Annotated in this window: 11 protein-coding genes; 7 read left to right on the plus strand and 4 right to left on the minus strand. The window is 68.2% G+C overall.

Annotated elements, in window-relative coordinates; translation table 11 throughout:
• Positions 1-24: 24 nt before the first annotated feature.
• The 3 genes from JOE57_RS10215 to JOE57_RS10225 are packed head-to-tail and all read right to left on the minus strand — an operon-like array spanning position 25 to position 3,184.
• Positions 25-1,803, minus strand: a complete 1,779-nt coding sequence (locus JOE57_RS10215; protein WP_204917665.1) for a glycoside hydrolase family 15 protein — start codon at positions 1,801-1,803, stop codon at positions 25-27.
• Complete coding sequence (locus tag JOE57_RS10220) at positions 1,800-2,180, minus strand: hypothetical protein (protein WP_204917666.1); 381 nt, start codon at positions 2,178-2,180, stop codon at positions 1,800-1,802. Before JOE57_RS10220 ends, JOE57_RS10215 begins: the two co-directional genes overlap by 4 nt.
• Complete coding sequence (locus tag JOE57_RS10225) at positions 2,177-3,184, minus strand: SDR family oxidoreductase (protein ID WP_204917668.1); 1,008 nt, start codon at positions 3,182-3,184, stop codon at positions 2,177-2,179. The genes JOE57_RS10220 and JOE57_RS10225 overlap by 4 nt, the downstream gene beginning before the upstream one ends.
• 102 nt (positions 3,185-3,286) lie before the next feature.
• On the opposite strand from JOE57_RS10225, the gene JOE57_RS10230 reads away from it, so the two are divergent.
• Together JOE57_RS10230 and JOE57_RS10235 are read left to right on the plus strand one after the other, a co-directional pair.
• Positions 3,287-3,760: a MarR family transcriptional regulator gene (locus JOE57_RS10230; RefSeq protein WP_204917670.1), complete on the plus strand. Its 474-nt coding sequence runs from the start codon at positions 3,287-3,289 to the stop codon at positions 3,758-3,760.
• A 104-nt stretch (positions 3,761-3,864) separates the two neighbouring features.
• Positions 3,865-5,031: a Gfo/Idh/MocA family protein gene (locus tag JOE57_RS10235; RefSeq protein ID WP_204917672.1), complete on the plus strand. Its 1,167-nt coding sequence runs from the start codon at positions 3,865-3,867 to the stop codon at positions 5,029-5,031.
• 156 nt (positions 5,032-5,187) lie between these two features.
• On the opposite strand, the gene JOE57_RS10240 is transcribed toward JOE57_RS10235, so the two are convergent.
• On the minus strand, positions 5,188-5,844 hold the full coding sequence (locus tag JOE57_RS10240) for a TetR/AcrR family transcriptional regulator (protein ID WP_338041251.1): 657 nt from the start codon (positions 5,842-5,844) through the stop codon (positions 5,188-5,190).
• Between the two features lie 451 nt (positions 5,845-6,295).
• On the opposite strand from JOE57_RS10240, the gene JOE57_RS10245 reads away from it, so the two are divergent.
• The 5 genes from JOE57_RS10245 (at position 6,296) to JOE57_RS10265 (ending at position 11,465) form a co-directional block, all read left to right on the plus strand.
• Positions 6,296-7,786 carry an MFS transporter gene (locus JOE57_RS10245; protein ID WP_204917676.1) on the plus strand — a complete coding sequence of 497 codons (1,491 nt, stop codon included), beginning with the start codon at positions 6,296-6,298 and terminating at the stop codon, positions 7,784-7,786.
• Positions 7,783-8,022 (plus strand): MarR family transcriptional regulator, encoded by a 240-nt coding sequence (locus tag JOE57_RS10250; protein ID WP_204917678.1) that lies wholly within the window; start codon positions 7,783-7,785, stop codon positions 8,020-8,022. Before JOE57_RS10245 ends, JOE57_RS10250 begins: the two co-directional genes overlap by 4 nt.
• 78 nt (positions 8,023-8,100) lie before the next feature.
• Positions 8,101-8,958, plus strand: coding sequence for an aldo/keto reductase (locus tag JOE57_RS10255; RefSeq protein WP_204917680.1), 858 nt, complete (start codon positions 8,101-8,103; stop codon positions 8,956-8,958).
• 43 nt (positions 8,959-9,001) lie between these two features.
• Positions 9,002-9,790: an inositol monophosphatase family protein gene (locus tag JOE57_RS10260; RefSeq protein WP_338041252.1), complete on the plus strand. Its 789-nt coding sequence runs from the start codon at positions 9,002-9,004 to the stop codon at positions 9,788-9,790.
• Between the two features lie 67 nt (positions 9,791-9,857).
• Positions 9,858-11,465, plus strand: coding sequence for an acyl-CoA dehydrogenase family protein (locus tag JOE57_RS10265; protein ID WP_338041253.1), 1,608 nt, complete (start codon positions 9,858-9,860; stop codon positions 11,463-11,465).
• The last annotated feature ends 46 nt before the right edge of the window (positions 11,466-11,511 follow it).

The raw sequence follows: 11,511 nt of genomic DNA on the forward strand, positions 1-11,511 counted from the left end.
TCGGTGGCCTTTGCTCGGTGATGACTATTCGGCAGCGTGTCCCAGGCGCTGACTGCACTCGAGCATCAGCGCGTGGACGAAGGCTTGCGGCAGGTTGCCGCGGAGCTGGCGCTCGCGGACGTCGAACTCCTCGGCGAACAGGCCCGGGGGCCCGCAGGCCGCCCGCTGTCGCTCGAACCAGCGGAACGACTCGGTCAGGTGGCCGGCGTCGAGCTCCGCCAGGCAGACGGCGAAACCGCACATCAGGAATGCGTTTTCGACCTGGCCGAGGCGTTGCCCGTCCTCGGCGTACCGGTAGACGTAACCGTCCTCGACCAGCTGATGGCGCACCGCCTTCAGAGTTGCCCTACTGCGTGGGTCGGCAGAGCTCAACGCACCGCGCACGGGTGGCAGCAGCAGCGCCGCGTCCACCCCCGGATGATCCGGGCGCTGCATCCAGGCCCCGTTGGAACCGAGACAGCGCCGTGAGGTCTCGGCCAGGATCGTGTCGGCCAGTGTGCTCGTCCGTGCGGCGTCGGAGCGCGAGACCTGTCGGGCGATCACGCGGAGGCCCGCGACGCAGGCCAGTCGCGAATGGGTCCACCACGCGTCGTCGAGCTCCCAGATCCCGGCGTCCGGGTCATCCCATCGGCGCTCGATCAGGTCGATCACGAGCCGCACCGCCCGCTGATCGTCGGAGGTCAGGTGGTCGTGACGTCCAGCGGTCGCGAAGAGCTGCAGGATCTCGCCCAGGCCGTCGAGCTGGAACTGGCCGCGCACCCAGTTGCCGACGATGTCCTTGCCGCCCGGGTAGCCCGGCAGGCCGAGGTCCGTCTCGTCCGGAGGCAGCCGGCCGTCGACACGATAGGCGGGGGCCAGGCGGTCACCGTGCTCGAGCACTCGCGCGGTCGTGAACGCCACCGCCTCGTCCAGCAGCGGATCCGGGGTGTCGACGCCGACCGCGACACCGGCATAGGCCTGGTCGCGCAACCACACGTAGCGGTAGTCGTAGTTGCGGCCCGCCTCGGCGCGCTCCGGCAGCCCCATCGTGGCGGCCGCCACCATCCCGCCGCCGGGAACGGTCAGACCTCGAAGAAGGGCGTAGGCATGCCGGCTGTCGCGCGGGGCGGCGGACCGGTCGAAGGTGGGTACCGCTGCGTGCCAGTGACGTTCGGTGCTCTCCCAGGCCCGGTCGGCCCGGACGGGTTCGGCCAGCGGCCGGTCACTGATCTCGAGCACCAGGTCATGGTGGCCGCCGGGTGGGACGCTCAGCCTCAGTCGAAGTGTGCCGTCGGCGCCGGCGCGGGCATCCGCGGCGCCGGACCAGCGACAACGCAGTCCGCCGACCCGGATGTCCCAGACGCCGTCCGAGTCGGCCCGCACCTCCATCGGGTCGCTGCGACCGAAATCGGCCCTGAGGTCGAGGACGATGTCGACGGTGGCGGGCTCGTCGGCCGCCTCGATCCGGCGGAGCAGGGCCAGGCGGTCGGGGTGGCCCGGGTAGGCCAGCGCCTCCCGGCACTCGATCACGGTCGAGCTCGTCACCCAGTGGCTGCGCCAGATCAGCGAACCGGGTTCGTAGGACCCGCCCCAGACGAAGGGATCGGCCGGGGTCACGGCATAGGTCCCGCGCCCCCCGACAAGACTGGCGAACACGGCGGGGGAGTCCCACCGGGGCGCGCACAGCCAGCCGACATCGCCGCGAGGGCCGATAACCGCTCCCCGGTAGCCGTCGGCGACGACCGCATACTCCCGAAGGACGTGCGGGGGGAAGGCCAGGGCTGTCGACCCGGCGGGGCCTCCCCGCTCACCGTCACCGGTCATCGGGCCCCGGCCTGCCCGGAGACGCTCTGCACACCCGTCAAGCCAGCGCTTGCTGCGGCCACGGCTGCGCTGACGATCGCCGGCCGGCGGCGGCCGGGATCCAGCGCGGCGAGGACAACCATGCTCACGGCGTGGGTCACATCGACGGCAACCCACAGCCGCTGCAGCCGGGCCGGCGCCAGCGCCTGCAGGGCACCCTGCGCCAGGTGCCGGCAGCCGAGCACACGGATGGCCCGCTGTTCCGCCTTTGTTGGTGAGTCACCGGCCACCAGGCGCCACAGCTCGGGGCCTCTGAGCAGGAGTAGGCCCCCCCACTCGGCCGCCCCGAGGCCGATCATCCGCGTCGGCGTCAAACTCTGCCTGCGGTCGGTGGTCATCGGCGCACCAGCCGCGCCAACATCAACCCGGCAGCGGCTGCCACCACACCGGCCTTCGCCAGCGGCTTGTAGTGGTGGGCCACCCATAGCTGGGGGCTTCGGGCCTTGGCCACCGCATCGAAGGCTCCGTGCGCGCCGAAGTCCCGGCCGTCCGGACCGTCGGCGGGCTCCCACAGGTTGGCCGGCTGGTCGGGGTCCTTCGGCTCCGACGTCTGCTGCGCGTTGAAGCCGGTCTTCGCCAGGTAGCGGTCCAACAGCCCGGGGACCACCGCATTGGCGGCCAGCGTCGCGACCGTGCTGGCGCCGACCCAGTATTCGCGACGCTGAGGATGGTCGGCGGCGAAGGCGACGGCTCGGGCGGCCACCCCCGGCTGGTAGATCGGCGGCACCGGCTGGGCGTGCCGGGGCAGCTTGGACAGCACCCAGGAGAACTGGGGGGTGTTCACGGCCGGCATCTGCACCATGGTCACGCGCACATTGCTGTTCTCGTGCATCAGCTCGCAGCGCAGCGACTCATGGAAACCCTGGATGGCATGCTTGGCGCCGCAGTAGGCCGTCTGCAGGGGAATCCCCCGGTAGGCGAGCGCCGAGCCGACCTGCACGATGGTGCCCTGATCGCGCTCGCGCATCCGCTTCAGGACGGCCATGGTGGTGTAGACGTAACCGAGGTAGCTGACCTCGGTGACCCGGCGGTACTCCGCCGGCTCGATCTCGGCGAAGCGGGCGAAGACCGAGGTGAAGGCCACATTCACCCAGACGTCGATCGGTCCGAGCTCCGCCTCGATCCTCTCGACGGCCTTCTCGACCTGGTCAACCTCGGCAACGTCGACGGGCAGCACCAGGGCCCGGACGCCGAGCGCTCGGACCTCCTCTGCCGCGGCCTCTAGCCCCTTCTCGCCGCGGGCCAGCAGCGCAACGTGATCTCCGCGTTGGGCGAACTCACGTACGACGGCACGACCGATACCTCCGCTCGCTCCGGTGACGGCAACAACGCGACCTGTCATCTGCACTCCCTCGTTGGTGGATCTTCATGTTCTTGGGGGTCTTTGATTCATGTATACGCGCATCCATTGCGTTAACGCAATGATTGCGCCAGAATGTTTGCTGTGAGTACCCCTTCCGGCACCACGAGAACCACTCCCCACGAGCTCGATGCGGTCATGCGGGCGTCCCGGGTGATCTCCGGAATCGTGGCCGAGTCGGTCGCCCAGACCGGGGACGCGGTGACCATGCCTCAACTCCGGGTGCTGGTCCTGGTCGGCACCCGGAGCGCTGTGAATACGAGCGCCGTGGCGGCCGAGCTGGACATCCACCCGTCCAACGCGAGCAGGTTGTGCGACCGGCTGGTGCAGGCCGGGTTGCTGGACCGTCGGGAGTCGTCCACCGACCGGCGTCACGTCGTCCTGTCCCTGACGTCGGCGGGCTCCGAACTGGTGTCCTCGGTGATGGACCACCGGCGCGAGGCCTTCAGGCGGATCCTCGACCGGATGCAGCCTCGGGAGCGGGAACAGCTGCGGTCGGCGCTCGACCGCTTTGCCGAGCTCTCCGGGGAGCCGCCGGAGGACGCTGCCGGCTGGTGAGGCCTGACGGCAACATCGTGCAACTGATTGACCCGAGCCTTCGGGTGCGGCCAGAGTCGTCCACGGTGACCATCCGGAACCAGGAGTCAGAGGAGTAGTGCGGAATGGCGGAGAAGGTACGGCTCGGCATCATCGGTCTGGGCACACAGGGTTCGATGTACGCGAGGTTCATCACGGACGGCCTGGTGCCCAATATGGAAATCGGCGCCTTGTGCGACATCGACCCGGCCAAGAAGGACGTCGCCGCCGAGAACTATCCCGATGCGCCGTTCTACGACGACTACATCGCGATGCTGGAAAGCGGTGATGTCGACGCCGTCGTGACCTGTGTGCCGCACTACCTGCACCCCGAGATGGGCATCGAGACGCTGCGGCACAACCTGCACGCCCTGGTGGAGAAGCCGGCCGGTGTCTACACCAAGCAGGTCAAGGAGCTGAACGCCTTCGCCGAGACGAAGCCGGACCTCACCTTCGGCATCATGTTCAACCAGCGGAACAACCCGCTGTATCGCCGGATCAAGGAGATCGTTGACGCCGGTGAGATCGGTGCCATCCGACGCACCAACTGGATCATCACCACCTGGTGGCGGCCGCAGGGCTACTACAACCAGAGTGAATGGCGTGCCACCTGGGGTGGCGAGGGCGGCGGCGTGCTGGTCAACCAGGCTCCGCACCAGCTGGACCTGTGGCAGTGGATCTGCGGTGTCCCGCGGTCGGTCTACTCCAAGGTCGCCTACGGCTTCCGTCGGGACATCGCTGTGGAGGACGAGGTCACCGCGGTGGTCGACTACGGTGACGGAGCGACCGGCGTCTTCGTGACCGCGACCCACGACCTGATCGGCACCGACCGGTTCGAGATCCTGGGCGACCAGGGCAAGATCGTGGTGGAAGGCAGCAAGACCGCGACCGTCACCCGACTGAAGCGCCCCGAACGTGAGCTCAGCGACGGCCTCAGCCTCGAGGATGTCCGCAAGCTGTTCAAGGGCGAGGTGAACACGGCCGACTACTACGAGCAGGAAGTGATCGAGTTCGAATCCGCCTGGGGCGGCCAGCACGCCGGCGTACTCGAGAACTTCGCCGCCAACATCCTGGACGGGACGCCGCTGCTGGCGCCCGGTTCCGACGGCATCAACGGAGTCCGGCTGGCCAACGCCATCCATCTGTCCAGCTGGACCGGCAGGGAGGTCCCGCTCGACTTCGACGAGGACGAGTACCTTGCCGAGCTGAACAAGCGGATCGCCGAAGAGGCGAAGTTCGAGCAGCGCAACTGACCGACGTAGCGGGGACTATGCGCTCTGAGCTTGTCGAAGCGTCCTTCGGGGAGTACGCGCTCTGAGCCTGTCGAAGAGCCCTTCGGGGAGTACGCGCTCTGAGCCTGTCGAAGAGCCCTTCGACAAGCTCAGGGCGCTTGGGGGGTCAGGGCGCGTTCAGGGTTGCGCAGGCTGATCGAGACCGCAGGACGTCAGCAGGCGGGGAAGCAGCAGCACCATCTCGGCCTCCAGATGCTTGGCTGCGGTGTCATCCCCGGCCAGTTGACGCCGCTGCGCCTGATGGAACAGCCCGTCGATGACGGCGTAGGCGGTCTCGGGTGAGAACAGGACACGGTCGCGGGACAGCTCCGCATACCGGTCCACGATCCGCCAGATCATCCGCTGAAGACTCTGGTCGATGTCTCGGACGTCGGCGCTGAACGCAGGGTCGAAGAGGCTCTGGTTGCGCAGGTCGTACCAGAGCCGATGCATGGTGGCGTCTTCGCGCAGGGTGACCGCGAGACCACCGGCGAAACCGTCCCTGAGCTCGTCCGCAGTAGCGGCTCCGGCCAGGATGTCGTCGTAGCGGGCAACGCACTGCGTCTTGTAGCGACGCACGCAGAAGGTGATCAGATCGGCCTTGTCGGTGAAGTAGTAGTGCAGCACACCATGGGAGAACTCCGAGTTCTGGGCGATCTCGCGCAGGCTCGTCCTGGCATAGCCCAGTTCGGCCAACGTCTGCAGCGCCGCGTCGGCCAGCTCGGCTCGCCGTTCGGCGAACTTGTCGACCCTGCGACGAGAGACGCGGTCCTCGTTCTTGGTCGAGACCTCCACGCTACGACTCCTTGATCCTGGTCCGCCCCCGCGAACCCTGGTCGCAATATAGCGGGTGCCGACACTCGGTGAGTTGATCTTGACCATCGGGCAGGATTCGCTTGACGTGCGTCCAAGGTAATTTTGACGACTGTCCAGATTCCGCTAGTGTTTCGGGCACGGACATCCGTGTCCCACGAGCGTCGAGGCTGCTCGGTCCCCCCCGACCCGAAGCCTGACTCGCGGAGCTCGGCCGATCTCCCCCGGGTCGGCCGAGCCGGGACGCTCTCCCCCGGATGATCACCACCTTCTGCCGCCAGTGCTGGCGATGTTTCGGCGTCGAGGAAGCGGGGTACGATCCCTCCGGCCTGCGGAGAGCCACTGGATCAGCGCCGTTGCGGCGTCGACGACCAGCCGGCGAGCCAGGGACTCCTCACAACGCCATCCACGTTGTCGCCGTCGAGGAGGATGAATGTCTGCGGGTGTCGAAACCGGACGGATCACCACTGACATACCGGCTCGGATGGACCGGTTGCCCTGGGCGCGCTTCCACTGGTTGATCGTGATCGGCCTGGGCACCGTCTGGATTCTGGACGGGCTCGAAGTGACCATCGTCGGATCCATGTCGGAGGCGCTCAAACCCGCCGGCACCGGTTTGGGGATGAGCAACTTCGACATCGGTCTGGCGGGCGCCGTCTACGTCGCGGGAGCCTGCACCGGTGCCCTGTTCTTCGGCCAGCTGACCGACAGGTTCGGCCGGAAGAAGCTCTTCATCCTGACCTTGCTGATCTACACCGCTGCAACGGTCCTGACGGCGTTCTCGATGAACCCGACCTGGTACTTCGTCTGTCGGTTTCTGACCGGTGCTGGGATCGGCGGGGAGTACGCCGCGATCAACTCCGCCATCGACGAGCTCATCCCCGCCAGATACCGGGGCCGGGTCGACGTCGCGATCAACGGGTCCTTCTGGGTCGGTGCAGCGGGTGGCGCCCTGCTCACCATCCCGTTGCTCGACCCGACCGTTCTCGATCCCAAGATCGGCTGGCGGCTCGCCTTCGGCCTCGGCGCCGTGCTGGCGCTGGCCGTACTGCTGGTCCGACGCCACGTCCCGGAGAGTCCGCGCTGGCTGTTCATCCATGGGCGCGAGGAGGAGGGTGAGCGGATCGTCCAGGACATCGAGAAGCGGGTTCACGAGGACAGCGGCAGGGAGCTGCCCTCCGTGTCCGAGACGATCACCATCCGGCAGCGCAAGTCGATCGGCATCGGTCTGATCGCCAGGACCGTATTCACGATGTACCCGAAGCGCACCGTGCTCTGCTTCTCCCTGTTCGTCGGCCAGGCCTTCCTCTACAACGCCTTCTTCTTCACCTATGGCGACACGCTGACGACGTTCCTCGATGTGAAGCAGACTGGCTGGTACATCGCGGCATTCGCGGTCAGCAACTTCGCCGGCGCACTTCTACTGGGCCATTTCTTCGACTCCGTCGGACGCGTCAAGATGATCGCCGGGACCTACATCCTGTCGGGAGTCCTGCTCGGCATCACCGGCTTCTTCCTCGGCTCGGTGACGGCCGTGAGTCTGACCTTGATCGGAGCGATCATCTTCTTCTTCGCCTCCGCTGGGGCCAGTGCGGCCTACCTGACCGCGAGCGAGGTCTTCCCGATGGAGACCCGGGCTCTGTGCATCGCCTTCTTCTACGCCATCGGGACGGCCGCAGGTGGCATCGCCGGCCCGTTGCTGTTCGGCAAGCTGATCGAGGATGCGTCCGGCAGCGGCGACATCAGCAAGATCGCGATCGGCTACTTCATCGGGTCGGCGCTGATGATCGTCGGCGGCGTCGTGGAGATCATCCTCGGGGTGAAGGCGGAGGGCCAGTCGCTGGAGAGCATCGCGACCCCGCTGACCGCCGAGGACGATGCCGAGCCGGCCGGCGGCCGGGAGTGGGAGGCCGTCCCGTCATGACACCGATGCCCCCACCGAAGCCGTCGACGGAAACCGCACGGGACCGCCACGTCTTCCACGAGATGGGTCAGATCCTTCGGGCGCTCAAGGCGGAAGGCCCGTTGACGCCGGACGAGCTCGCGAAGGCCGTAGGCGCCGCCTACTGGGAGCCCCACCGCTTCGACCGAGCGCTGGCCTTCGCGGTGGCCGACGGCCTGGTGGTCCGGACGGCCGACGGCGGGCTGCGGGTCAGCTGAGACCGCGGTCGCCGCACAGATCGACATTTCCCGGACCCCCCGGTGAAATCGTTCCCTGGAAGGAGCAAGATGGGTCCCATGATCCCTACACAGACGTTCGGCCGGACAGGCCACGACAGCACCCGCATCATCTTCGGCGCTGCGGCGCTCGGTTCCGTTACGCAGGCCGAAGCCGACCAGACCCTCGAGCTGATCCGCCAGCACGGGATCAACCACATCGACACGGCGGCGAGCTACGGTGACGCCGAGGTGCGTCTCGGCCCGTTCATCGAGCAGCACCGAAACGACTACTTCCTGGCCACCAAGACCGGCGAGCGGTCGTACCAGGCGGCCTACGACGAGATCCGTCAGTCGCTGGAGAAGATGCGGACCGACCACGTCGACCTGATCCAGCTCCACAACCTCGTCGACGAGGCGGAGTGGCAGACCGCCTTCGCCAGCGGTGGTGCGCTCGAGGCGGCGGTGCAGGCCCGCGACGAGGGACTCGTGAAGTACATCGGTGTCACCGGTCACGGTGTGACCGTGGCGTCCCAGCACCTGCGTTCGCTGGAGCAGTTCGACTTCGACTCGGTCCTGTTGCCCTACAACTTCCCGATGTCACAGAACACCCAGTACATGGACGACTTCAACGCCCTGGCCGAGGTCTGTCAGAGCCGCAACGTGGCGATGCAGACGATCAAGTCGATCACCAAGGCTCCCTGGGGCGACAAGGAGCAGGACGCTTCCACCTGGTACGAGCCGTTGCGCGACCAGGAGGCCATCGACACAGCCGTGCACTGGGTGCTCGGCCGGCCCGGCATCTACCTCAACACTGTGGGTGACATCCACATCTTGCCGAAGGTCCTCGACGCGGCCGAGCGCTTCAGCGACCGGCCGTCTGAGGAGGACATGCGGACGCTGGCCGAGCGCTGGGACATGGCGCCGCTGTTCGTCTGATGCTGAGCAGATCCCGAGCCGAGGCGCAGCGGGGGGGCGCGTCGTGACCCTCGACGACGCAGCTCTCGCTACCCAGCTGGTGCGGGCTGCCGGAGCGCTGGCAGCCCGCATGCTCGCCGAGGGTCTGGAGACCCAGCACAAGACGTCGGTCTCGGACGTGGTCTCGGCCGCAGACTTCGCGGCCGAGAAGCTGATCGTGGATCGCCTCGCCGACGAGCGACCCGGCGACGGGTTGGTCGGTGAGGAGGGGGCTCGCCGGTCCGGAGACCGCACCTGGTACATCGACCCGGTGGACGGGACCTACAACTTCCTGTCCGGCATCCCGGTGTGGTGCTCCGCGCTCGGCCTCGTCGATGGCGAAGGCCCGGTCCTGGGGGCTGTCTATCATCCGTCGATGGATGAGCTGTGGCTCGGCGGCCGTGACCTGCCGACCACCTGCAACGGACAGCCGGTGCCGCAGCTCGACCCGCGGCCGCTGGCCGAGCTGTCCCTCGCCAGCTATCTCCACCCGGCACGGATGGGTCGCGACGAGCTGCGGCAGCCCTGGCTGTCGGCCCTGTCCGGGGCCGCCACGATGCGCTCACTCGGATCTGGCTCGGTCGAGTTGGCGTCCGTCGCGGCTGGACGGCTCGGCGCATTCCTGCAGGCCGGCCCTAGCCCCTGGGACTGGTTCCCCGGGGTGGCACTGGTTCGGGCGGCCGGCGGCGTGGCGGAGGTCATCGAGCACCGCGGCCAGTCCTGGCACGTGGCCGGCAATCCGCAGGCGGTCGAGGACATCCGCTCTGCGCTGCTGTCCGGCTGCTGCGACCGCCCGCCGGGCCCGCGGCAGTAGGCCCTTTGGCGGGACAAGTTCGCTGGTCTGGCAGACGCAGGCCAAGGGAAGCGACACACTCGTTGCTGTGGCAACCCACGAGGTGACGAACCAGGTTCCGCCGCTGGTGGACTACGACGCGGCGGCGACCGACCGGCCGTTGCAGGAGGGTCTGGGCCGACTCGGTGGGGCGGCGCTGGCCGGGGGCCTGGCTGGACTCGGCCGCCGTGTCGGGGATCCTGAGGTGCAGCGCTGGGCGGCGGAAGCCAACACCTGGCCGCCCGTGCTGCGCACCCACGACCGTTATGGGCATCGGCTGGACGAGGTGGACTTCCACCCCGCCTGGCATCGGCTGATGGAGGTGGCCGTCGCCGAAGGACTGCATGGAGCACCTTGGGCAGCGACGACGGAGCACCCGCATCTGCGGCGCGCGGCCGGCTTCTACCTCTGGAGCCAGGCCGAGGCAGGTCACGGGTGCCCGATCTCGATGACCTACGCGGTCGTGCCCGCTCTGCGGCACGCACCCCAGCTGGCCGCCGCGTATGCACCAGGGCTGACCTCGACCGTCTACGATCCGGGTCTGCGTGATCCGGCGACCAAACGGGGTCTGCTGGCCGGAATGGGGATGACCGAGAAGCAGGGCGGCTCAGATGTCCGGGCCAACACGACCCGCGCCGTCGCGAGTGCCGACGGCAGCTATCGGCTGACCGGCCACAAGTGGTTCTGCTCGGCGCCGATGTGTGACGTCTTCCTGGTCCTCGCCCAGATCGAGGGCGCCGGACTGTCCTGCTTCTGCGTGCCGCGGGTGCTGCCGGGCGGCGAGCGCAACATCTTCCGGCTGCAGCGGCTCAAGGACAAGCTGGGCAACCGGTCCAACGCCTCCGCCGAGGTGGAGTTCGACGGCACGGTGGGATGGCTGGTCGGCGAGCCGGGACGTGGGGTGTCGACGATCCTCGAGATGGTCACCATGACCAGGCTGGACTGCGTCATCGGCTCAGCCGCGGGCCAGCGGGCGGCACTGGTGCAGGCAGTGCACCATGCCCGGCACCGGGCCGCGTTCGGTGCCGTACTGGTCGACCAGCCGCTGATGCGGATGGTGCTCACCGACCTGGCCCTCGAGGTCGAGGCCGCCTCCGCGTTGATGCTCAGGCTCGCCGCTGCCGTCGATGCTGGCGACCAGGCGTTTCTGCGGCTGGCGCTGGCGGCCGCCAAGTTCTGGATCTGCAAGCGGTCGCCGACGGTGGTTGGCGAGGCGCTCGAATGCCTGGGCGGCAACGGGTATGTGGAGGAGTCCGGCCTGCCGCGGCTGTTCCGGGAGTCGCCGCTGAACTCCATCTGGGAGGGGTCGGGCAACGTCATCTGCCTCGATGTGCTGCGGGCCCTCGGACGTGAGCCGGACGCTGTGCAGTCCGTGCTGGACGAGCTCGAGGCGGCCCGCGGCGGTGATGATCACTACGACCGGGCCCTGGACCGGCTGAAGATCACCATCGGCAGCGCCGACCCGGCCAACGGCCGCCGGGTGGCAGCAGCCCTGGCCCTCGCGTTGCAGGGGTCGCTGCTGATCCGGTTCGCGCCGGCGCCCGTCGCAGACGCGTTCTGCGCCAGCCGTCTTGGCGGTGACTGGGGGCACACGCTCGGCACCCTCCCGGCCGGAGTCGATGCAGCAGCGATCCTGGACCGGGCCGTCGCCGGATAGGTACCCCACCGCCGGTTGCTAGAGTGCTGGGACAGCAGCCCGCGGT

Source organism: Microlunatus panaciterrae, assembly GCF_016907535.1.
Taxonomy (GTDB): domain Bacteria; phylum Actinomycetota; class Actinomycetes; order Propionibacteriales; family Propionibacteriaceae; genus Microlunatus; species Microlunatus panaciterrae.